18 protein-coding genes are annotated in these 22913 nt (G+C 69.9%); 7 read left to right on the top strand and 11 right to left on the bottom strand.

The window, feature by feature from the left end:
- Window positions 1-82: 82 nt before the first annotated feature.
- A complete protein-coding gene (locus tag Q4V64_RS22265) occupies window positions 83-3736 on the bottom strand; it encodes a LamG-like jellyroll fold domain-containing protein (protein WP_124444307.1) in 3654 nt (1217 codons plus the stop codon).
- Between the two features lie 716 nt (window positions 3737-4452).
- Here Q4V64_RS22265 and Q4V64_RS22270 point away from each other — a divergent pair.
- Window positions 4453-4671, top strand: coding sequence for a hypothetical protein (locus Q4V64_RS22270; protein WP_124444309.1), 219 nt, complete (start codon window positions 4453-4455; stop codon window positions 4669-4671).
- Between the two features lie 149 nt (window positions 4672-4820).
- Here Q4V64_RS22270 and Q4V64_RS22275 read toward each other — a convergent pair whose 3' ends face one another.
- From Q4V64_RS22275 to Q4V64_RS22285, 3 genes are all read right to left on the bottom strand, one after another.
- On the bottom strand, window positions 4821-5237 hold the full coding sequence (locus Q4V64_RS22275) for a hypothetical protein (protein ID WP_124444310.1): 417 nt from the start codon (window positions 5235-5237) through the stop codon (window positions 4821-4823).
- A 144-nt stretch (window positions 5238-5381) separates the two neighbouring features.
- The gene (locus Q4V64_RS22280) at window positions 5382-6842 is read right to left on the bottom strand and encodes an amino acid permease (protein ID WP_124444311.1); all 1461 of its coding nucleotides are present in this window, start codon (window positions 6840-6842) and stop codon (window positions 5382-5384) included.
- A 359-nt stretch (window positions 6843-7201) separates the two neighbouring features.
- Window positions 7202-9136 carry a helix-turn-helix domain-containing protein gene (locus tag Q4V64_RS22285; protein ID WP_253267357.1) on the bottom strand — a complete coding sequence of 645 codons (1935 nt, stop codon included), beginning with the start codon at window positions 9134-9136 and terminating at the stop codon, window positions 7202-7204.
- On the opposite strand from Q4V64_RS22285, the gene Q4V64_RS22290 reads away from it, so the two are divergent.
- Window positions 9128-9397: a hypothetical protein gene (locus tag Q4V64_RS22290; protein WP_253267361.1), complete on the top strand. Its 270-nt coding sequence runs from the start codon at window positions 9128-9130 to the stop codon at window positions 9395-9397. The two genes, Q4V64_RS22285 and Q4V64_RS22290, sit on opposite strands and share 9 nt — an antisense overlap.
- A gap of 184 nt (window positions 9398-9581) precedes the next feature.
- Complete coding sequence (locus Q4V64_RS22295; RefSeq protein ID WP_303711082.1) at window positions 9582-10367, top strand: hypothetical protein; 786 nt, start codon at window positions 9582-9584, stop codon at window positions 10365-10367.
- Here Q4V64_RS22295 and Q4V64_RS22300 read toward each other — a convergent pair.
- A complete protein-coding gene (locus Q4V64_RS22300; protein WP_303711084.1) occupies window positions 10279-12369 on the bottom strand; it encodes a zinc ribbon domain-containing protein in 2091 nt (696 codons plus the stop codon). The two genes, Q4V64_RS22295 and Q4V64_RS22300, sit on opposite strands and share 89 nt — an antisense overlap.
- 164 nt (window positions 12370-12533) lie before the next feature.
- Between Q4V64_RS22300 and Q4V64_RS22305 the strand changes: the two genes are divergently transcribed.
- Entirely contained in the window at window positions 12534-13787 is a 1254-nt protein-coding gene (locus tag Q4V64_RS22305; RefSeq protein WP_253267085.1) for a tetratricopeptide repeat protein, read from the top strand.
- 207 nt (window positions 13788-13994) lie between these two features.
- Entirely contained in the window at window positions 13995-14426 is a 432-nt protein-coding gene (locus Q4V64_RS22310; protein ID WP_124441398.1) for an SRPBCC family protein, read from the top strand.
- 60 nt (window positions 14427-14486) lie between these two features.
- On the opposite strand, the gene Q4V64_RS22315 is transcribed toward Q4V64_RS22310, so the two are convergent.
- The gene (locus Q4V64_RS22315) at window positions 14487-14894 is read right to left on the bottom strand and encodes a RidA family protein (protein ID WP_124441397.1); all 408 of its coding nucleotides are present in this window, start codon (window positions 14892-14894) and stop codon (window positions 14487-14489) included.
- A gap of 134 nt (window positions 14895-15028) precedes the next feature.
- Between Q4V64_RS22315 and Q4V64_RS22320 the strand changes: the two genes are divergently transcribed.
- Together Q4V64_RS22320 and Q4V64_RS22325 are read left to right on the top strand one after the other, a co-directional pair.
- Window positions 15029-15409, top strand: coding sequence for a helix-turn-helix domain-containing protein (locus Q4V64_RS22320; protein WP_124441396.1), 381 nt, complete (start codon window positions 15029-15031; stop codon window positions 15407-15409).
- Between the two features lie 231 nt (window positions 15410-15640).
- On the top strand, window positions 15641-16123 hold the full coding sequence (locus Q4V64_RS22325) for a RidA family protein (protein ID WP_124441395.1): 483 nt from the start codon (window positions 15641-15643) through the stop codon (window positions 16121-16123).
- A 51-nt stretch (window positions 16124-16174) separates the two neighbouring features.
- Here the strand turns inward: Q4V64_RS22325 and Q4V64_RS22330 are convergent, their stop codons facing one another.
- The 5 genes from Q4V64_RS22330 to Q4V64_RS22350 all read right to left on the bottom strand — a co-directional run bounded on the left by Q4V64_RS22330 (window position 16175) and on the right by Q4V64_RS22350 (window position 22763).
- The gene (locus tag Q4V64_RS22330; RefSeq protein ID WP_124441394.1) at window positions 16175-17041 is read right to left on the bottom strand and encodes a PhzF family phenazine biosynthesis isomerase; all 867 of its coding nucleotides are present in this window, start codon (window positions 17039-17041) and stop codon (window positions 16175-16177) included.
- A 92-nt stretch (window positions 17042-17133) separates the two neighbouring features.
- Window positions 17134-17961: a proline hydroxylase gene (locus Q4V64_RS22335; protein WP_124441393.1), complete on the bottom strand. Its 828-nt coding sequence runs from the start codon at window positions 17959-17961 to the stop codon at window positions 17134-17136.
- Between the two features lie 84 nt (window positions 17962-18045).
- The gene (locus tag Q4V64_RS22340) at window positions 18046-18183 is read right to left on the bottom strand and encodes a hypothetical protein (protein WP_172629294.1); all 138 of its coding nucleotides are present in this window, start codon (window positions 18181-18183) and stop codon (window positions 18046-18048) included.
- 215 nt (window positions 18184-18398) lie between these two features.
- Complete coding sequence (locus Q4V64_RS22345; protein WP_124441392.1) at window positions 18399-21311, bottom strand: alpha/beta fold hydrolase; 2913 nt, start codon at window positions 21309-21311, stop codon at window positions 18399-18401.
- A 345-nt stretch (window positions 21312-21656) separates the two neighbouring features.
- The gene (locus Q4V64_RS22350; protein WP_124441391.1) at window positions 21657-22763 is read right to left on the bottom strand and encodes an FAD-dependent oxidoreductase; all 1107 of its coding nucleotides are present in this window, start codon (window positions 22761-22763) and stop codon (window positions 21657-21659) included.
- Window positions 22764-22913: the final 150 nt, after the last annotated feature.

Consider the following 22913-nt stretch of genomic DNA (forward strand, 5'->3'; position numbering starts at 1 on the left):
CCGGGCACCTTCCTACGGCACTGGCACCGGCACTGGCACCGGCGGCGGTCGCCGCCGGAGGTCGCCGCCGGTGGTCAGTGGCTCATCGCACCTCCTTCGCGTACGGCGCGACGGTGAGCCGGTCGATCAACGGCGCGTAGCGGGACCGGAGCAGGACGCCCGGGAAGGTGTCCGAGGCGTACGTCGTGCCGTCGAAGTTCGGCAGTTCCTCGGAGCGGAAGACGATCGTGTTCTGGCCCTTCTTCAGGTGGACCGGGACGGTCAGCTCCCAGAAGTTGTTCTGGTGGAAGCTGTGCGGGAAGCCGACGCGTCGCACCTCGCCGCCGTTGACGCTGATGTCGGCGTGGCGGGCGAGTGGGTCCGGGTTGTAGTGGGTGGCCTCGGACTGTTCCGGGTTGGAGTAGCGGACGCGGAGCGCGTAGAGGCCGTCGCGGTCGGCGGTGACGGTGAACGTCGCGGTGTTGCCGTTGCCGGGATCGCCGCCTATGCCGGCGATCGCCGTGCCGCCTGTGGCCAGCGAGAGCGGGGTGAGCGTGGCCGAGCCCGCCAGCTTGGCGGCATCCGCCTCGTACGTACGCGCCGGCAGCGCGCCCTCGGTCGGCGTGACCCTGAGGCGGTCGACGAGGGTGGTGGACGAACCTCCGGTCAGCGTCACCTTGTTGACGCCGCCCGAGAGGGAGACCGCCGCGCTGTTCCTGCCCTTGGCCAGGCGCAGGACGTCGTGGCCGTTGACGGAGAGCCGGGCGCCCGAGCCGCCGAGGGTGTCGACCTTGAGGGTGGCCTCACGGTCGGCGGGCGAGTAGACCCAGAACGTGGCGGTCTGGCCCTTGGCGAGCCGGGCCGCGCCCGATCCGGTGGCCGCCTGCTTCGGCAGGTCGTAGACGGGTCGCGCTCCGCCGTCCAGCCAGGACAGTTCGCCCTCGTAGACCTGAGTGCCGGCTGAAGCCTCCGGCAAGGACAGGGTGAGGCGGTCGACGATGGCGTCACCCTTCGTGACGCGCTCGCCGTCGGCGCTCTTCGCGGCGAGCGTCAGGGTGTGCTTGCCCTTGGTGAGCTCGACCTTGGTGTCGGTGTGGTCCCAGACCACCCACTTGTAGCCGAGCGGCAGGTACAGCTCCTGCTCGCTGTCCGCCTTGCCGTCCACGCTCAGGAAGACGTTGGTCGGGCCCTGTTCCTTCACCTTGTCGAAGGTGTTGAGGGAGTTGGCGAAGACGCTCAGGTCGTAGGTGCCGTCCTGCGGTACGTCCACGGTGAAGTCGAGCGTGACGTCCGAGCCGGTGCGCAGGCCGCCCACGTCGTAGCCGCCGGAGGTGTAGAACTTCGACACGTCGCGGGGCGAGCCCTCCGGGCCGTTCTTGGAGTAGCCGGACCCGGTGTGGGCGGCGTCCTCCGCCTCGTACGAGCCCTGCCAGCGCACGGGCGGCGACTGGGTGCCCGCCGCCTTCCCGGCCGGGCTGAGGACGATCTCGTACGCCGACGACTCCTTCAGCGTCGGCAGCGCGCCGTCGCCGAAGTCGACGACCACCGTGCCGTCGTCACCGATCTTCAGGTTCTGCTCGGAGAGCAGCTTCGGGCCGGGGTTGTCGCCCACCTGCCCGCTCCAGTCGATCTCCTTCACCCAGGCGTGCACGCGGTCGCCGAAGAGCTTCTTCGGGACGTTGTCGAAGGTGATGTGGCCCTTGCCGGTGGAGCCACCGAAGATCAGCCGGGACTGCTTCTTCTTCTCGTCGAGCGTGGCGACGCCCTGCATGGTGTAGTTCTCGCCGGGGAACGGCGGGGTCACCTTCACCGTGTGCCCGCTCATCGAGGCGTACGAGTTCAGCAGCCACCACTGGCCGTTGCCGCGGTTGGACTGCACCGCGGAGTCGGAGAGGTTGCCGTCGATGTTCCAGTACGCGATGTCGGCGTCGACCTTGGACTCCTCGATCGCGGACACCCACTGGATCATCTGGCCGGGGACCGAGGTGTGGTAGTTGAAGGCGTACTCGTTGATGTTGACGGGGAGTTCGGTACCCGCCTTGGCGGTGCCCTTGAAGAGGTCCTTCTCCCACGCCCGGTACTTGGCGACGCTCTCGCGCACCGCCTCCGGGTGGCTCAGCTCGTGCCAGGTGATGACGTCCGGGAGGGTGCCGGCGGCCAGGGCATGGGTGAGGAAGCCCTTCACCTGGTCGTACAGGACGCTGGTGTTGGGGCCGGCGATGCGGGCGTCGGGCATCTTGCCCTTGATGAGCTTGTAGAAGTCGTCCCAGGCGGCGAAGTAGTCGTCGGGGTCGTTGAGCCAGCTGACCTTGTCGTAGCTCCACTCGCCGGTGCCGAACATGTTGCCCTCGGGCTCGTTGAACGGCACGAAGACGATGTTGTCCTGGTACTCCTTCGGCAGCTTCAGGACCTGGTCGACCTGCTTCGCGATCTTCTCCCGGTAGAGCTTGAGCTTCTCCTCGGGAGTGCTGCCCGGCCACTGGTACGGGAAGCCGCGGTGGATGTCGGTCATGTAGATGTACACGTCACCGTCGGTGGAGTCGGCCAGCGGCTTGACCACTTCCAGCGCGTCGGCACCGGGGTGCTGCGGGCCGTCCTGCGCCTTCGTGGAAACGGTGCGCAGGCCCATGCCCTCGATGAGGTTGTTGGTGGGGACGTCCGGTCCGTACACGCCGTAGAGGGTGCCGGAGGCGCCGCCGTGGAACGCGCCGGTGTCCGAGCCGAGGTCGACGTTGAGCTGTCCCTCGCGGACCACGGTGACGGTCGCCTTCACAGCGCGCCCGGCCGCGGTTCCGGCCACCGTGAACGTCCCTGGCTGCGCGTACTTCTCGGGCGGTACGGCGTCCCAGGTGATCGGCGTGTCACGGTCGTAGCCGTCGGAGAAGGAGGAGCGGACGGCGGCGGGGAGGGAGGGGGCGGTGCCGGTCGTGGTGCGTGCCTCGAAGGACGTCTGCGAGAGCTGCTGGAGGGTGGGCACGGTCCCGACCGTGCCGGCCACCTGCTCGGAGCTGAGCGCCGCGTGCCACACGGTGAAGTCGTCGATCGCGCCCTTGAGCAGCGGGTCCGGCCAGAAGGACTTGCCGATGTAACCGGCGGCCGTGGCCGAAGCGTCCAGCAGGTCCCTGGCCTTGACGTCGGTGGCAGCGGAGGAGACCGCCACGCCGTCGAGGTAGGTGGTGACCCGGTGGGCTGTGCTGTCGAGGGTGACGGTGACGGTCCGCCACTGGTTCGCGGGAAGCTCCGCGTACCCGCTGACCTGTGCCTCCACGCCCCCTCCCCCGGTGGTCACGGCCGTGCGCAGCACTCCGCCGTTGTTGGACGGGGTGGTGAAGAGGTACTTGGTGTTGTTGGTGCCGAGGTCGAAGACGCGCTGCCAGGACGCCTTGTCGTCGCCCCACTTCAGGCGGGCGGAGACGGTCAGGTCGGCCGCGTCGCCGAGGATCTCGCGGGGGAGACGGACGTACGCGCCGTTGGAGTCGGGTGACCCGCCGGGCAGGGCGAGCGCCTTGCCCCCGATCGCGCCCTCGACGGACTGGGCGGTGGAGCCGTTCACCAGGTCTGCCGTCAGGCCGTTGCCGGAACTGTCGGTGATCTTCCCGGAGGTGAGGTCGTCCTGGTCGAAGGTGTAACGGGCGGTGGGCTGGGGCGTGTCCGCCGCCTGCGCGGGGGCGACCGGCGCGGCCAGCAGGCCCGCGCCGAGGGCCAGCGCTACGGCGGCCGGGGCTCTGCCCCGCGCGGTTCTGTGAGCGGATGGCATGGTGGCGTCCTTTCTGGAGGCCGTCGAACCGGTTCGACAGCTTCCGCAGCGGCTCTTACCGATCGGCGGGGCCTACCGGGTGGACAGGTGGTGCGGGGTGCTCTGGTGGTGCGGGGGGCTCAGGTGTTGCGGGGGGGTGCTCAGGCGTTACGGGGCAGCTCAGGTGTCGGGGAACGCGGCGCGCGGCTGCCTCTCAACTCGCCCCAGCTATTCGGCTTTTCGAACATGGTTCGCAGTGTCGGCGAGACGGTAGGGGCAGGTGAGTGGGATGGTCAAGAGTTTGCGCACGGCGACGGATCGTCGGCGGCCGTCACTTTCGCTACCGGTTCAAGGCGGCCGACTCCGCGCGGCGTCGCCCTGAGTTGATTCGACTTCTCGTGCACCAATAATGCGCAACCGAGCGGCCGTTATTACCCGAAGGGGTTAATTGAGGGGTCCCTTCCGCCCTGAACGGGCATCGCACCATCAGCGGAGAGTGGTCAGCAATCAATTGAATCCACTTGAATCCACTCTGCTTTTGAGGAGGGGGATGGCCGGCCGTCGTGCAGCCAACGACTCCCTGCGGATGCTGCTCTCCACAGCCGACTGGACGTACGAGGCCCTGGCCCGGAACGTCAACGCGCTCGGTGCCGAGAACGGCATCCGCCTGTGCTACGACCGCACCTCGGTGGCCCACTGGCTGGCGGGGTCGGTTCCCCCAGGCCCGTACCAGGGAGTTGATCGCCGAGGCGTTCACTCGCAGACTGCGCCGCCCGGTGACTCTCGCCGAGCTGGGCATGGGCGATTCCGCTCCCGATCTCCTGAACGACGTCGATCCGCACGGCGGGACGATCGCCGGGAGCCGGACGCACGCGGTGGCGCGTCTGGCCGCGCTGTGCGCGATGGACGCCGATCCCGCGCGCCGGTGCCTGTGCAGCAGTCCGTCTACCCTTTGATCTTGCGCAGTGCGCCCGCCCGAAGACCTCCCCTGGACCGACCGCCCGCTGGACACCAGCGACGAACCGCCGCCACTGCCGTCCATCACCTGGTGGTGGGACGACCTCACCCTCTGAGGGCGGTCAAGGGCCGGGACGAGCCGCCGCGTTCACGCCTGGATCCACCGCCTCAGCGCCTCGACCGTGTTCTCCGGCGCCGTGTTGAAGCACAGCCGGATCCCGGGCGCCGTCTCGGTGAGGACGTTGACCAGCCGCTCGAACAGCAGAGTGTTCTCCGGTGCCATACGTATGGCACCGCCGATCATCGCCAAGCCGTACACATGCTCCTGGAGATGCTCCCGGACGGTCGCCTCGGCGCGGTCCAAAGAGGTGTCGATCAGGCACGGGACAGCATCGAACCCCGACTCGCGCAGCGCCGCGTTCGCGGCCTTGATCCGGGCGGTGAGCACCGCCTCGTCGAGACCTTCGGGCATCCGGCTGTAGTCGAACGCACTCGGATGCAGCCCGATGGACAGCACCTTCGTATCGCTCGGCAGAGGAGTTGTTGAGGTCGTAGGCAGGCCCATGGGCGGTGCCCTCTCTGTTGGAGACGCGGTGATCTTTCCGGTGTATCACGGAAGCCGGGGAAGGGCCCGATCCGGATGCCGAAGGCTCCCCGCCGAAGACGGCGGGGAGCCTTGAAGGGCCGTACGTACGGCAGTCCGCCGCGCCTACCGGGACGCGACCGCGTCCTCCGGGCTCTTCGGGCGCATCCGCTCCCGCACCAGGGCGACCGCGATCACCAGCGCGGCGACGAGCACGGAGAGCAGCACCTGGCTGCGGCCACCGCCCTCCTTGTCGTCGGTGAGCATGTAGAGGAGCACGAACGTGATCATCCCGATCGTCGCCCACGTCAGATACGGGAACAGCCACATCCGGACGACGAGCTTGTCCGGGTTCTCGCGCAGGATGATTCCGCGCATCCGCAGTTGCGAGAAGCAGATGACCAGCCATACGAAGAGCGCGACCGCGCCCGAGGAGTTCAGCAGGAACTGGAACACCGTGTCCGGCCACAGGTAGTTGAAGCCGACCGCCAGGAAGCCGAAGGCCACGGAGGCCAGGATCGCGGCCTGCGGGACACCTCGCGCGTTCGTCCGTGCGAAGGACCGCGGGGCGTCGTCGCGCTGCCCGAGGGAGAAGGCCATCCGGGAGGCGGTGTACAGGCCGGAGTTGAGACAGGACAGCACGGCGGTCAGCACGATGAAGTTCATGATCTCGCCGGCGTGCGGGATGCCGATCGTGTCCAGGGCCGCGACGTACGAGCCCTTCTTCTCGATCGAGGGGTCGTTCCACGGCAGCAGGGAGACCACGACGAGGATCGAACCGACGTAGAAGACGCCGACCCGCCAGATCACGCTCCTGGTGGCCTTGGCGACCGCCTGCCGCGCGTCCGGGGCCTCACCGGCGGCGAGGGTGACGATCTCGCTGCCCATGAAGGAGAAGACGACCAGCAGGATGCCGGTGAGGATCGTGCCGGGCCCGTTCGGCAGGAAGCCGCCGTGTTCGGTGAGGTTGCTGAAGCCCGTCGCGGCGTGGTCGGAACCGGGCAGCACACCGAAGATCGCCAGGCCGCCGAGGAGGATGAAGCCCGAGATGGCCACGACCTTGATGCCGGCGAACCAGAACTCGAACTCGCCGAAGGAGCCGACCGAGATCAGGTTCGTGGCGGTGAGGACCACCATCACGATCAGTGCCCAGGCCCACTGCGGTACGGCCGGCACCCACCCTTCCAGGATCACGGCACCGGCGGTCGCCTCCACGGCGAGCACGACGACCCAGAAGAACCAGTACAGCCAGCCGATCGAGAACCCGGCCCAGCGGCCCAGCGCCCGGTCCGCGTAGGCGGAGAAGGAGCCGGAGGACGGGTTGGCGGCGGCCATCTCGCCGAGCATCCGCATCACGAAGACGACCAGGGCGCCGACCAGCGCGTACGACACCAGGATGCCGGGCCCGGCGGCGGCGATACCGGAGGCGGAGCCCACGAAGAGACCCGCGCCGATCACGCCGCCGATGGCGATCATGGACAGATGGCGGTTCTTGAGGCCGGCCTGCAGACCGTCCTGCTCCGGAGGCTGACCGGTGGCGGGTGGGGCGGCGGCGGGGGCTGGAGAATCGGGGGGACGTGTAGTCATGTCGACATCCATCGAGTCGTTGGGAGGGCGGGGCCGTGCGGGGAGTGGCTGCCCGGATCGCCTCAGTGCCGGGATGAGCAGGCCGGTTGTGCGCGGGGGAAGCGGTCGTGGCCCTGACGATTCCCGAAAGCGTTCACGGTGCGCGGCGCGGTATCCGGATGTCGTGCGGGTGATGAGGTCGTCACTCGCACGTCCGCGCTGCGCTTCGTCTCCTCGTGGGAGGCGGTCCGCGGAACTTGGGGAAAACACTTGCGGAAATTGATTTGCGCAAGCGTATGAAAGGTCATGGGGCGATGTGTTTGTGCGGGACGACAAACTCGCCCTCGATGGCTGTACGACCGGCCAATGCGGAACCGGGGTCAGCCGTTCGGCGGCAGCCGCAGCTGGAGCATGGCCAGCAGCCGCTGGTCGGGCCGGCTCAGATCGAGACCGGTCAGCTCCTCGGCCCGGCGCATGCGGTAGCGCAGCGTGTTGGGGTGCACATGCAGCTGGGCGGCGGCCGCTCGTACGTCACCGAAGGAGTTCAGGTACGTCAGAAGGGTCTCGGCCAGGCTGCCCTTGTAGCGGTTGTCGTGCTCGACGAGGGCGGTCAGCCGCGGATCCCGTATCTCGGGATGGGCGGACAGCAGCGTCAGTACCTCACTGACCAGCACTTCCGCCTGGATGTCCGGCAGCGCGGCGACCGCGGTGGACAGGTCCGCCCCCGCCATGGCGTCGAGGATGCGGTCGGCCTCCCGGCGTGACTCGGGGACGTCCCCCAGTCCGGGCACCACGCAGCCGACCGAGCCACGCAGGGGCAGGCCCAGGTGGCGGCGTACGGCGTCGGTGATCTCCTGGCCCCAGCCGCGCATCGTGTCGATGTCGATGCTGCGGGGCAGCTGGGGCAGGAGCACGTAGATACGGGGATCGACCTGGGTGACCAGGGCGCTGCGGTGCCGGGCGGCGATGTGCACGGAGACCAGGTTGGTGACCTCGGTGTGGGTCAGCTCCGGTGCGGCGACGATCTCCGCGGTGTCGTACGCCTCTGTGGTCCCGTAGGCCTCCGCGGTCCCGTACGAGAAGCCCAGGACTGCGGCCGGGCGGGTCGCGTCGAATCCCAGGTGGGTGGCCAGCGGCTGCGGCCCGGTGCTCCCCTCCAGCAGGCCGGCCAGCAGGGTCCGGGTGAGGGTCAGGCCCTCCGAGCGTTCCCGGCGGCGGCGCACCAGGTGGAGCGCGGCGACCCGGGCGGCACCCAGCAGTGCCTGGTCCGAGCGTTCGGACAGCGGCGTCGAGCCCTCCTGCACCCAGATGGCCCCCAACTGCCGGTCCCCCGACCGGATGGCCACCGCGAGCCGGCGGCGGATCCCCAGCTCGGGGTGGCTGTCGATGCTGATCACGTCGTCACTGGAGTGCAGGTGCTGGAACACGCCCCATTCGCGCAGCTTCGCCAGATACGCCTCCGGTCCCTGCCAGCCGAGGATGGAGCGCCGCCGCATGTCGTCGATCTCGTCGGAGTCGGTGGACCGGGAGTACGCCAGCACCCGGTTGGCGGTGTCCTCGATGCTGACGATGCCGCTGGTGAGGATGGCGGTGGTCTGGGCGAGCGAGAACAGGTCGCCCTCCTCGGCCCCTTCGCCGGCCTGGCCCGGCGGTGCGTCGTCGAGGGCGGCGCGGGCCAGCGCGTTCACCTGTTCCCAGCGTGCTTCGCTGCGCAGCGAGAGCAGCGCGACCTGGGCCTCGGCGGCGGTCTCGCTGAGGGCCGCGGCCTGGCCGGGACCGTCCAGTTTGACCACGACGGCGGCGGCTCCGTCCCGTCCGGCGGCCCGCAGCGCCGGATGAGCGGCCCGGCCGCGGGCACCGATGGCGAGCACCAGCTCGCCCGGCTGGGCGGACGGCGGGTCCTCGGGGTCGAGCAGGGCGACGCCGCGGATCTCGACGTCCAGTCCGGCCGGAGCGGTCTGCACTTCCACCAGGGAATCACCCAGGGCCACCAGCAACTGGCGCAGGCCGATGCTCGCTGTGGGCGGCGGTACCGCGGCCGGATCCATGATGTTCGCCTCTTGCTGGGAGCCACGCCGGAGCCTTGATGCTATCCGTCGGGGTGACGGGGCGGGTGACCGCTGTGCGAGAGCCACCTCGCGCAGATCACGCGCGAGCACCGACTCGCCCGGCTGGACGGTCGCCGCCGCGCCGGCCCGGCGGACACCGCCCGGCGGTACCTGCGGGCCCACCCCGACGTCTTCGGACTCTCCGCCGAGCAGGTCCAGGGCCTGATCCTGCGCAAGGAGTACACCGACGTCGTCGGGATACGGCATCCGTCGTTCGTTCAGTCGGTCGACGGCGTGCCGGAGTTCGGCAACGGCGTCAAGGCCGACGTCGCCCGCGACGTGCGGCTGATCAGCGTGCTCGGCTCCACGGCGAGGTGCCCCCTCCGGCGTTCCGCGCGGAGCACGGCGCGGGCCGCCGCGAGGATCTCCCCGTCCGTCTCCACTCCGGAAGCCGTCAGCACCTGGAGCAGCCGGGTACGCCACACATCGGGATCCGTCTCGTACGCGTCCAGCACCCGTACGCCGTAACCGCCTCCCCCGCTGCTGCCGCCGCCTCCGGCCAACCGCCGGCGGACCGCCTCTCTCAGCCCGGTGCACAGGTCGTGAACGGCTCCGGGTGCGGTGTTCGTGAGTCCGGCCGCCGCCCCTGTGGCCAACGCGGTGGCCACCAACTCCACTTCGGTCACTCGGACCCCCTTCAGTTGTGCGGGTTGTGCGATGTCGTCTGCGTCACCATGGCCGGGGGTGCTGCAATGCTGCCTGCGCCAGCTCGGCCTCCCGTCCGATCAGGTGGCCCGCGTCGCCCGGCAGACGGGTCGGCAAGACCGCGCTCGTCGTCCGCGCGGCCCGTGAGCTCAGCGCCCAGTACCCGGACGGCTGCCTGTTCGTGGACCTGCGCGCGCACAGCACGCAGCGGCGGCAGACGCCGGAGCGGGCGCTGCAGCGACTGCTGCGGTCGCTCGGCGCGGCCAAGGGCGAACTGCCGAGCGACCTCGAGGAACTCACCGCCGTCTGGCGCGCGGCGACCAGCCCGCTACGACCGCTCCTCGTGCTGGACGACGCCCTGGACGCCGACCAGATACGGCCGCTGCTGCCCGCGGGAGCGGGAAGCAGGGTGCTGGTGGCCGGCCGGCGACGACTGGCCGAACTGGACGCCGACCGGCGGGTCTCCCTGGAGGTGGGCCGTATGGCGGGCGACGAGCACCGGCTCGGCGAACTGAGCGTCGGGGATCGCAGCGTGGAGGCCGCCTTCCGCCTGTCGTACGACCAGCTCACGCCCGAGCAGCAGCGCGGATTTCGCTCCCTGGGCCTGGCCCCGACGGTCGAGTTCGACCTGCTGACGCCGGCGACCATGCTCGACGGTCCGTCCCACGACATCGAGCGGATCCTGGAAAGCGTCACGGATGAGCTTAGGTTTTCCTGTGTGGGGCTGGGTTGTCGGCCCGGCTCCGGTGGAAAAGTGATCTCGGCTGTGCCCCTGGCTGTATCCGTCGTGTGACGGGGGTGGCGTGGGTGTGCAGGTGGAAGCCTGCGCCGAGTCTGGCCCCGTACGGCTGGTGCCGGGTGGGGGTGCTCATCGTGTGCGGTGCCTGCCGCCTGCGCCGCCGCTGGGTGCGGTGGGTGGGTGACTGGGGCATCCGCCCCGCCGGACGCTTTCCACCCGGGCCCGCAGCAGCGGTCTGCGCTGCGGGTGTTCCGGGTGGGGCGGGGACCCTGCGTCGCTGCCTGGGCACAGGGCGGTTTCTCGTCGGGCCCGCTTTCGTCCGGTCCACGGCAGCAGCGGACTGCTGCTGCGGACCGTCGGGGATGGCGGGCCTGGGGTGGGTGGTGTGCCGGACCGGCTGGTCCAGCTCCGGGGCCGTGCGGCGGATCACGTAGGTGCCACTCGCGCGGTCCAGGACGGTTGTGTGCTGGTGTTGCAGGCCGCGGGCGCCGATCCGCTGCCAGGCCGCGACATCCCGGTCCGCGCTGTATCCGCAGGCGGTGTCGGGGCAGCTCGCCCATTTCCAGCCCGGTGTGGTGCGGTCGGGGGCGGCGCGGTGGCGAAAGACGCTCAGGCAGGTGGGGCAGTACCTGGAGGTGCCGCGGGCGGGGACGATGACCACCGCGATGCCGTATTTCGCGGCCTGGTGGCGGGTGTGGGCGACGATCTGCCCGCGCACACTGCTGGACAGGCGGGTGTTCAGGGTGCGGCCCTTGCCCCGGGCCTCCATGTCCCGCAGGTCCTCCAGGTAGATCACCGACGCTCTCGCGGCGCGGGCGTGGCCGACCATGAAGTGGGCGGCGGCCTTGGCGAGCTGCTCGTTCAGCCGCGTACGACGCTTGCTCACCCGGGCGTGCTCGGTGCGCAGCACCGCCAGCTTCGCCGCCGTGAGCGGATCGGGGCGCAGCCCGGATGCGGTGTGACCGTCGGCCAGGGACTGCAGGTGGGCGGCCTTGGCCCAGAGCTGTTCGGCCTGGATGCGCAGCCGGTCGGCCTTGGCCAGCACCCCGTCCGCACGGAAGAAGACGGGGCGGGCGTCGGTGTGCACGGCCGGCTGGGTGCCGCCGGTCAGGGTCAGTGTCCCGCCGGTGAGGAGGGTGTTCAGCCCGTAGTCGAAGGCCACCGCCCGCAGATGTCCGTCGCGCCGGGTCGCGGGGGCGGCGGTGGTGTGCGCGAGGTCCAGGTGCAGGCGTCCGCCGCGCAGGCGCAGGGTCGGTGCGTGCAGGGCGGCCGTGACGGGGATGGTGGGCGGCAGCCGGAACCGGATCACCACGGGGTGCCAGTCGGCGCGGGTGCGGGGGTCGGGCCGCACCGGCAGGCGCACGGTCAGCACCGCATAGTGGGCCGGGTCGTCCTCGCAGCGGGTCAGTGTGGCCAGTTGCTTGTCGGCGGCGGCGAGCACCACCTGACGGCCGCCGCCCGGCGCCGCCTCCAGCTCACAGATGTCGGCGGGCAGACGGCCATGCGTGGTGTGGAAGGCGGCCACCTGCCGGGTACGGGAGCGCAGCACCGAGGCCGCCACCGCTTGCCCGTCCGGACAGGCCGCCCGCAGCGCCTCCCACTCGCCCGCGGTGCGCCGCATCGGATCAGCGTCGGGGCCGGTGGGCCAGGTGGCCAGTACCGCGTCGGTGATCTGCGTACGCCACCAGGCCGAGCGCAGCGCCCGCCCGGCCTGCTCCTCGGCGACCCGCCGCACCCGGTCAGGAACGTACAGTCCTTCGGGCACGGTGGCCGCCCAGCCCAGCATCCGCAGCGCCATCCACGCATGTGACGGCAACCGCACCCCCGACCGGTCCCGCCCGCAGGCGAGCCGGGCCAGGTCCGGGCGGTTCCAGCGGGTGCCGGCCACTTCCGCGCACATGCTCTCGACCAGGGCCGTCAGCCAGCCCACCCTCCCGGCCAGCACATCGGCGCCCAGGGCCTCACCGGTGACGGTGTCCAGGCCGCGGAACGCGGACGCCGACGCGCACGCCACCCGCTCCGTCTCCCCCTCACCCAGCCGGACCTTCCGCCGCACCCTGTCACCCCCCGCCCGGCTACCCAGAACTGCTGTCCGATCATCGAACTCACTTGCACAACGCACCCCGCCCGGAAAGGTCACGCAGCAGCCGCAAGAACCCCGATGAGACCGGAAGGATCACAGCAACACTGAGGAAACCCAAGCCAATCGGTCCGCTGTTAGTGACCCTGGTCGACGCGAGTCTGGTGCAGGAGCCGCGTCCGGGGCGCTACCGGCTGCACGACCTGGTGCGCGTGCACGCACGACGCCTCGCGGAAGCCGTGCCCGACGAGACCGCCGCGGCACGCACAGCCGCCCTCCGCCTCTACCTGGAGGCGGGCCGGATCGCCAGTGACTGGGGGCCCGTCGGTTTCCCCACCGGACCCCGGCCCACCGGACCCCGATCCACCGGACCCGGGCCCGCTGGACCCCAACCCGCTGGAGCACCGTTCACGTACTGGCAGGACGCGGAGACCTGGCTGGACGCGGCCGGTGGCGAGCTCGTCGACGTCGTCGGACACGCCGCGGCCCTCGGCGAAGCCGACTACGCCTGCTGGATCGCCGAGGCGCTGTGCGACTACTTCGTACGGCAGGGCCGCTACCACGAGTCCCAGACGGCTCTGGAGATCGCGCTCGCGCACGTGGACGAGGCCACCGACCGGCGGATGGCCGCCGCACTGCGGAACTGCCTGGGCTACACCGCCGTACACCAACGCCGGTACCGGCAGGCCCACACCTGTTGCACCGAGGCGCTGGACCTCAGTCGGCGCCGCCCCGACCCGGGCCAAGAAGCCGCGGCTCTCACCGGGCTGGGGGCCGTCTACCTGAGTGTGGGCGAGGGCGACCAGGCGATTCCCCATCTCACCGCGGCGGTGGACCTGTCCCGACGGTTGCGCCACGACTGGCTCGCCTGGATGGACCTGGTCATCCTCGGCCTCGTGCACTATTTCCGGGGACGGAACGAGGAGGCGCTGGCCTGCTTCGCCGACGCCCATGTCCACGCCGCCAGGGCCGGCAGCCCGCGCATGCTCGGCAGGGTCTTGAGCTGCGCCGCCGACGCCCACCTCCGCCTCGGCCACTACGGCGAGGCCAAGATCTGGTTCCGTCAGGCGGTCGAGCTGGGTGAGCAGGTCGGGGACATCTTCCTCTGCGCGCGCAGTCTGACCCGGCTCGGCACGGCAGAGCTGGGCGAGGGCAACCCGACGGCGGCCATAGCCCTCCATCACCAGGCCCTCCTTCAGCACCAGTTACTGAATCCGCTCACCGACCCCAGCTACGACTGGCTCGAAATGGACATCCGTTCCCGCCTGGGCCGCGCATGCCTCGCGACAGGCCGCGTCCGCGAGGCACGCGAGCAGTTCCAGGCCGTGCTCGACGTGCACGGCGACCGTGCGCACCGCGCCGGCCGGAGGCCGACACCCAAGGGCGTCACATAGTCCAGGCCTGCCGCCCCGCGGCAGCGGAGCCGAGGGGCACCGCCGACGCCCCCGGAGGACAGCCGGACGGCGCGGACCGCGTCCCGCGGTCGTTCCCACGGAATCAAGCCACGGTCGCCTCGGCCCGTCCGTGCCGGGCGCACACTGGAAGCAGAAGGCCATGCATGCAGAAGGCCATGCGTCGTGAGCCGAACGTGGAGGTGAGCCATGAGCACCCTCGAAAAGCACGTCGACGTCGGAGTTCCGATCGCCAAGGCCTGGGACAGCCTGCACCGGATGGAGGACTATCCACGCTTCGTGGAAGGCGTACGCGACGCCCGTACTGAGGCGGGGCGCCGAGCGCACCTGGACGTCGAGGCCGGCGGCCGGTCCCGGGAGATCGAGGCCGAGGTCTCCGACCACGAGGACGAACGCGTGATGGAGTGGCACACCACGGGCGCCCCGGAACTGACGGGTTCCTTCTCACTGCAGCCGCTCGACCAGAACCACACCCGGGTCCGGACACGGATCGAGTACGACCCCGACACGCTCAGGGAAGCGTTCGGCGGACCGAAGGGATTCGCCCAGGCCAACGCGATCGAACGCCTGGTAGGCAGCGACCTGGCCCACCTGAAGGACTACCTGGAACAAGGCCGCTGAGCGACACCCGCTCACCCAGTGATCACTTCTTGCCGCCTCTCGAACCGGTCCCGCATCCGTTCAGTCGAGGATCGCGGTGGCTTCGATCTCGACCAGGTGTTCGGGGACGTCCAGTGCCGCAACGCCTATCAGCGTGGCCGGCGGAACCGGGGTGACCCCCAGCTTCGCGGCGGCCCGGGAGATGCCCTCCAGGAGCGCGGGCATCTTGTCGGCGGTCCAGTCGACGACGTAGAAGGTCAGTTTCGCCACGTCGTCGAAGGAGCCGCCGACCCCGGCCAGGGCGGTGCCGATGTTGAGGTAGCACTGCTCGACCTGAGCGGCGAGGTCGCCTTCGCCGACCGTGACCCCCTGGGCATCCCAGGCCACCTGCCCCGCGACGAAGACCAGTTTCGAACCGGATGCGATCGACACCTGCCGGTAGACATCGATTTCGGGCAATCCGCTGGGGTTCACCAAGGTGAGGGCCACGCTGTCCGCCTCCTTGCCCTGAGCACACGTGGGACACGCGACCAAGGCGTCTCGCTCTCTTGTGGTTACTCGGAAACCATAGGAGAGTGACGGCTGACGTGGAAGAACGCACTTTTCGGTGACTGGGGAACTTGATGGTGACCAAGCAGTTCGGGGGCTCACCCGAGGAAGCGGACCTGATGCGCGCGGATTCCTTGGCGCGTGAGATCTTCTCCGACGTCGCCAACAAGTGGGCGTTCCTGATCATCGAGACTCTCGGTGAACGCACACTGCGCTTCAGCGAACTGCGGAACGAGATCGACGGCATCAGCCACAAGATGCTGACCCAGAACCTACGCATGCTGGAGCGCAACGGCTTGGTCGAGCGCACCGTGCACCCCACGGTGCCGCCCCGGGTCGAGTACACCCTCACCGAGCCGGGCCAGGGCCTGCGCGCAACCGTCGATGGAATGTGCGACTGGACCCACACCTACCTGGGTGACATCGAGGCCGCCCGCCGCCGCTTCGAGACCTGACACCCGCAGCACGCGCCTGCCGAACCGATTCAGGCCCTAGTGCCCCGACAGGCAACGTTCGCCCCGTCGCGACGCCCGGCACGCCCTCTCGCCGCACCGGCCGAAAGCCCAAGTACATCCAGTACGAGGGCTTCCGGCCGGCACTCCCCCAGAGGGGGGACCCCCAGAGCACGCACCGGACGCCGCTCCTTGAAGGGCAAACGTTGCCTGTCGGGGCACTAGCATCGGCCCATGTCGTTGACTGCAGGTCCTCGCGCCCGACTCGACGAACTCGGCCTCCGACTTCCCGGGGTGAGCCCCCCTAAGGGGGCGTACATCCCGGCACTTCGCAGTGGCAGCCACGTGTACGTCGCGGGCCAGGTGCCCATGGAGAACGGCGAACTCGTCGCCACGGGCAGGGTGGGGGCCGCTGTCACGCCGGCGGACGCGAAGGAGCTGAGCAAGCGGTGCGCTCTGGCCGCGCTCGCCGCCGTGGACTCGGTCGTGGGTCTGGACAGCGTCGTACGGGTGGTGAAGGTGACGGGGTACGTCGCCTCCGCCCCCGGCTTCACCGGTCAGCCCGGGGTGGTCGACGGAGCCAGCGACCTCTTCGTCTCCGTCTTCGGCGAGGCGGGGCGGCATGCGCGCAGCGTCGTCGGGGTCGCCGACCTTCCGCTCGGCTCACCTGTCGAGATCGAGGTCGTCGTCGAGATCGGCGTCGAGGTCAGCGGCTGACGGCAGGGGCACCCTGTGCAGGTCCAGGAGGTCCAGGAGGTCCAGGAGGCCCTAGAGCGGCACGGCGCTTCCCGAGACCCCGATACCGCTGCCCGGCTCCGCAGGCACCGACACGGTGATGGTGCTGGGCCGTCCCATGTCGTAGCCCTGATGAACCGTCAGGGTGGTGGGCGGGGTCACCAGTCCCAGCTCCCGCAGATATCCGCCGAACGCGGCAGCCGCCGCGCCTGTGGCGGGATCCTCGACGACTCCGCCCGGCGGGAAGGGGTTTCGCGCGTGGTACACCGTCGGGGACTCCCGCTGGACGAGGTCGACGGTGACCCAGCCCTCACGGTCCATCAGCTCGGCGAGTGCGTCGAAGTCGTAGTCCAGGTCGGCCAGCCGTTCACGGCCGGCCGCGGCGATGATCGGGTGCCAGGCGCCGCCGTATGCCGCGCGTGGCGGCAGGCCGGGGTCCAGGTCATCGGCCGACCAGCGCAGAGCGGCGAGCAGTTCGGCGAGTACGGGGTCGGGAATGGGCGCCGTGCGCGGTGCGACGCTCACCAGCGTCGCGGCGACCGGACCGTCCTCCAAGGCGCGGGTGGTGACGGTGACCGGGCCCGCTTTGGTGCGCAACCGCAGCGTGCCGACACCATGGCGCTCGGCGTGGGCGACCGCCGTGGCGATGGTGGCGTGCCCGCAGAACGGCACCTCCGCGCGCGGGCTGAAGTACCGGATGCCGAATGCGCCCTTGTCCCCGTCTTCGCCGTCTCCCCCGTCTCCCTCCGGCGGCACGAGGAACGCCGTCTCGGAGTAGCCGATGTCCGCGGCCGTCGCCAGCATCGTCGCCTCGTCGGCTCCGGTGGCGTCGAGGACCACTCCGGCGGGATTGCCGCCGACCGGGTCGGTGGTGAACGCTGTGTATCGGAGAACCTGCATCGGGTGACCGTAACGGGCGCCGACCAGCCCGTCAAAGCCTTTGCCGCACACGGGTTCCGCGTCCTTTTGATCGGGTCGCACCCCCGTCCGACTCACCCCCAGGTGAGCAATTCCCCGGTCGCGGTGAGCCCCATGGAGAACCCCAGCGCGATACGCCGTGCGCCCCGGCCCGCCCGCACCGCGTGGAAGTTCCGCGGGTCGAGCAGCAGCGCCTCCCCCACCGCGGGTTTGATCTCGACCGATTCGGCGTCGCCCACCACCGCCTCGGCATAGCCGTAGGACTGCGGCAGCCGGAACGCCTCGTCGCGCGGATGCCAGCGGTGTCGCCAGATCACGGTCTCTCCCCCGGCCTCCGGCACACTCAGGTAGAGGTTGAACGCGAACTGCGCCACCAAGGGTGCGTCGAGCAGGTCGCCCTCGAACTCGCGCAGGGCGTCGTCGAAGTGGACCTGGAAGCCGTCGTTCGGCTCGCGGGCGACCCCGGGTGCCATCTCCCGGCCGCCACGGCGTCCCACCGCCACGGTCCCCGGCCAGTCCACGGCCAGCGCTTCCCGGCACTTCTCGAAGGGGTCGTACGGGAGTCCGAGCCCCTGCCAGGCACGGCGACCGGCCTCGACGGCGGGCCAGTAGCCGGCGGCGACCGCGCCTTTCGCGCGATGGTCGCTGACGCCGACGCCGAACCGCAGCACCGGAGGCTGGACGCGTTGCCTGCCGTAGGAATCGAACGGGGCGTTCTCCAGGGCGTGCAGGATCTCCTCGCACACGGCCCTCGGCACGAATTCGGGCACGCGTACGGCCGCACACCGTCCGGCCGCGAGATCGATGATGTCCCCGCGGGTGAAAGTGGACGAGGTGGTGACGTGGAAGAAGGTGTCATGCGGAGCGGTCGGTGAACCAACGGGTAAATCGGCAGTACGCATTTAGAAGCCCCCGAATCTCCTGAGCCTTGGATCGCCGGGCCGGTGCACCACCTGAGCGAGAGAGCCGCCTGACGACTCGGTCCGTCAGACCGGCCGGGCGTGGCTGAAGTCCCGGAACGCCGTCGCCGCGCTGAGCTCCAGCACCTGACGATCGGCGGCCAGGGCCTCCCGCGCGATTCTCCGCGCGATCTCCAGCCGTGATGTCCGGTCGCTCTCCCCCATTTCCGGTTCATCCTCTTGCCGTAACGGCTCGTCCGCGTGTTCGTCCGGTAGTGGCATGGTCTGGTCCCCCCCAAGGTGCCGGTCCGGATCGGCATCGGTGTCTCTGATCGGCGTCGGTGTCTCTGTGTAATCGCCTCCACTCAGAGAGTGGAGGCTGCAGATGCTACGCGCAAGAGGTCAACCGGCCCTGGTTTTCGCCGAATTCGCGCCGGACTTTACAAGTCTTTCAATGTTTTGTTCAGCAGATCGCTGGTCCGTCGCACTTCCCCGTGATCCTCGCCGAGCACTCTGCGTTGATCTCCGAGCAGCGCGGTGAGCAACTCCACTGTTTCCGGTACGCGCAGTTGCATCAGCAGTGCGAGGCCGAGTTGATACCGCAGACGTAGGACCGGGTGGGAGTCGACGGACCGCTCGGCGCACTCCAGTGCGCCCCGGATCTCCCGCTCCGCCTCCACGACCCGTTCCTGCTCCAGCAGACAGCGGGCCAGCGTCTCCCGCACATGCAGGGTCTCCGGTGTGCTGGGCTCTCCGGTGGCCAGCCGGACGCGCAGGATCTCCCGGAGGTCCGTCTCCGCCTCCGTGACGCGCCCCTGCGACATGACCGTCCGCGCCAGGCTGTGCCAGACGACGAGCGTGTCCGAGTGCTCCGGTCCACGCTCGGGGTTCTGCCGCTCGTCCTCCACGACCGCGCGCAGCACCTGCTCCGCCTCGCCCCACCTGTTCTGCTCCAGGATGGCCCGGGCCAGCTTGTGGCGGCTGGCGAGCGTGTCGGAGTGCTTCTCGCCCAGGGCGACGGCGCGTCCCGCGACGACCCTGCGCAGTTCCTCCTCCGCATCCTGGTGTTCGCCGTACTCCAGCGAGATACGGCCTTTCTCGTGGCGCAGCGCGAGGATCTCCCGGTCGTCGCAGTGATAGCCCAGCGACTCGCACGCGGCGATGATCGGCAGCAGCAGATCACGGGCCTCCCTGAGCAGGCTCGCCACCAGGAGATAGCGGGTGGTGAGCCGAGCGAGCTCCAGAGCGCGTGCGATCAGGTCCTGGTCTCCTGTCGGCACGGCCCGACCGCCGGTGGTACGGCGGTGCAGGAGGGCCCGCGTCACCTCGATGCAGTGCGGTGCGACGGTGGCCCACGTCTGCCAACTGCGCGGCTGGTCCGGGTCCCGGTCCCGCACCGCGTCGAGCAGCATCCGCACGTTGAGCCCGAAGTACTCGGCGTGCCGGCGCCTGACGTCGTCGTCGTCGCGGAAGATGCCCCGCACCACCGGATGCAGCGACAGCACCTGTGACAGATACCGGTCGCTGGTCTCGTGCACCGGTGCCACCTCGACCAGACCGAGGTTCTCCAGTCCCGAGAGCGCTCTGCGGCGCTGCTCGGACGTCGAGCCCGCGAAGAGCGGGGACCGTTCCAGGGCGTCACCGCGCACCATGAGGCGCAGGGGTATCGGAGTGTTGCTCAGACAGGCGAGCGCTTTCAGCAAGGGCGCCGCCTGGTGAAGCCCGCGCTGTTCCAGCAGCCGCAGGGACATGCGGTAGACGTGCCCGACCTTCTCCAGCCCGAGCAGTTCGCCGGTCTGCTCGCTCCGGGTCCCCGCCGGGGAATCGAAGAGGCGTCGAAGGGCCTCGCCGTAGCTCTCGAAGTCCTTGGCTTCCGTGCCGTCGAGCGACACTCCCGACTCGGCGACCTCCCTGATGTAGTCGGCGGCGGCCACCAGGGCCAGGGGGATGCCGCCCAGCTGGCGTGCCAGCAGGCGCGCCTGCTCCATCGTTCCGCACTGCCGCCCGGCACGCTCCATGAGCAGCGACGCGCTGTCACGTTCATCGAGCAGCGGTACGTCGTGCACGCGGCTCCAGCGGCCCCAGACCTGCCGGCTCCGGTCCCTGCCGGTGACGATCACCAGCCCGTCGGGGGCCGTGGGGGCCCGCAACCAGCCGGTGCCGTCCGAGACCGCTCCGCCGCCCGGCCCGAGCTGCCGCGGCTCGTCGACGTTGTCGAAGACCAGCAGCCACGGTTCCTCCATCGCGTTGAGGTAGCTCCAGATCAGGTCCGTCTGGCTGCCGTTGCCACGCCAGGTGGCATCGGTGATGCTGGCGGGTATGCCGACGAGCCGGGCGACCTCCAGCATGCTCTGGCTCAGCCGGTCGGCCCTGACCCACCACACGTGCCGCCCCCGCTCACGCGCGAGATACGCGGCTTCCAGGGCCATCCGGCTCTTTCCGCGGCCCCCGGGTCCCGCCAGGACATGGACGCGTTCGTCGTGTCCGGCCGAGAGGATCGCGGAGACGATGCCCTTTCGGTCCTGGCCATGGAGCGTGCCGTCCTTGAACGGCAGAGTGACGGAGTAGGGCCCCTGCTCGTCATCGGCCGATTCAGGGGATTTCGGGGGTTCCTGAGGTAAGAGAGGCTCCTGGGAAGACTCGGCCGCTCCTTCGATCGCGGCTTTCAGCACGTGGTAGGACTGCGCCTTCCTGTTGGCGGGCTGGACGATGGTGAAATGGTCTCCCTCGACGACGCCACCGTCGGTGAAGCCCGTTTTCGCGTCAACAGCGAGTACTACGTTGTCGGTCGCCCCTCCGTACGCATATATAGGAATTGGGCATTCCGTCTCACTGAGCGTGCGGGCATGCACCACGGACTTGATGACTCGCGCCCGCGCCTCCTGAACATGCCGATTGCTGATCGGACGCAGTTCCCGCTCCTGGGGATGGTTCCAGAACCAGAGAAACTTCCTGAGAAAGAAAAAGAATCCCGAGCCGCTGTTGGGACACGCGTACATCACGATGCGCTTGATCTGCGCGAGCTCACGGCCCAGGGCGTCGGCCAGCTTGCGGGCGAGGAACCGCTGGACGACCAGCCCGCCCTGACTGTGCGTGGCGAGCACGATCGGCGCGCCGTCGGCACAGCGTGTTTTCAGCCAGGTCCCCAACTGGTCCGCGATGTCGTTGATTTCGGAGATCCGGCGGTCCGGCCGCAGACGGAACTTGGGCGAGTTGTACTCGAAGCAGTGCACGACGACGCGCCCCTTGAGCGTCCGGTCCGCGGCAATACGCCTCTTGAAGACGCCCCACGTACCGGCATCCCCGAAAAGGCCATGCACAAAGACCAGATGAACGGGTCTGGGTATCCCCATGGGGTACCTCCGCGGCCGTCACGGCCAGTTGTCGCCGAGGAGATGTGCGCCGCACCAATCATGCATGAGAGGCCGCCCGAGGGCCAAGGCTGCGCCATGCGTCATCAATGCCGCCAGAGAATGCGCCCTCCTGCGCCCCCCTACGCGCCCCTGCGCCCTGCTTTGCTTTCGGCGACCGGCGGCTCGTTCACCGAAATCGCCGAACGCCATTCGCGGACTCTTGGAGGTCTTTTTCACAGGCGGCCAGCCCTCACGCCCGTCACAGCACCCATGCCTCCGCATCAGCCGGCCACGGTCCATGGACGTACACGCCGGCGCACCGGCCGCTTCCGGCTCAACGGCGCCTCAGGCCGCCGTGTATCCGAGTTGACGCCTCATGTACGGGGTCATGAGGGTCTTCGCCTTGGCCAGGGTGCTGGTACGGCCGCCGAGGACCGCGGTCTCGCCACCCGGCACGGGCAAGACGGTCACTCCGTCGGCCGAGCCGAAGGGCACGATGAGGGGGGTGCGGTGGATCGGCCGGTAGAAGCGGGGCTCCTTGCGGTGCCGGCCGGAACTCTGCAGGTAGACGCGGATGTTGTGGGCGGCGAGGTCCGCCTGGGCGAGCGCGGCGGGGGTGATCTTGAGCTCGGTGGCGTCGTTCACGTCGCCGACCGCGTACACGTCCGGTTTCCCCTCGACGCGGAGGGTGCGGTCGACCTTGATGTGCCCGGCCGGGTTCAGCCAGTCTCCGTGCCCGGCCAGCCGCACCCACAGGGTGTTGGGGGTGGTGCCCGTCGCCCAGAAGGAGACGTCGGCGTCGACGATGTCGCCCCGGGCGTCGCGATAGGTGCCGAAGTCGTTGCCGGGGGACATGAAGGAGTCGAGCCGGACCTCCACGCCGTGGGACTCCAGCCAGGCGCGGGCCTTGTCCCCGGCCCGCCCGCTGCCCGTGGAGTGGAGCAGGGCAGGTCCGTCGTGGGCGAGCGTGACCCGGGCGTCCGGCCGGGCCAGGCGGATCTCGGCGCTGAGCTCGACGCCGGAGGGGCCGCCGCCGACGACGAGGACGTGCTCGGCGGCGGCGATCTTCTGCTGGTGCGCGGCGAACGTCTTGGCCGCTTCCTCGGTGGTGGTGCCGGTGAAGCGGGCGGGCTCCGGGTAGTCGGCGCCGGTGGCGATCACCACCACGTCGTACGGCAGCCGTTCGCCCGTGGCCAGCACCACCTGCCGCTCGGAGGTGTCGATACGGACCGCCTTGCCCACGGCCACCCGTCCGTTGCGCAGCAGCCGGTCGTACGGGATGAAGGGGGTCACCGTCCACTCCGGACGCACACCGGCACGCAGGGAGGCGATGCGGTGGAAGAAGATCTCCTTACGGTCCACCAGCGTGACCCGCGCGGTCCCGTCCAGCCGTTTCGCCAGCCGCACGCCGGCATAGCCGCCGCCGATCACCACTACGTCGCCGTCATGCACAACGAGTCTCCTGTGCCTGCGTGGGGGGAGTGGTCGCGGCGGGGGGCCGTCGTCGGCCACAGCAGTGCCGGTGAGCGTAACGCTTGAAACCTAAAGTTTTGGCCAGGCTTTGTGCGCGTTGTGTGAAGTGACGGCGGGGAGGGGCGTACG

This window comes from Streptomyces sp. NL15-2K (genome assembly GCF_030551255.1).
Lineage (GTDB): Bacteria > Actinomycetota > Actinomycetes > Streptomycetales > Streptomycetaceae > Streptomyces.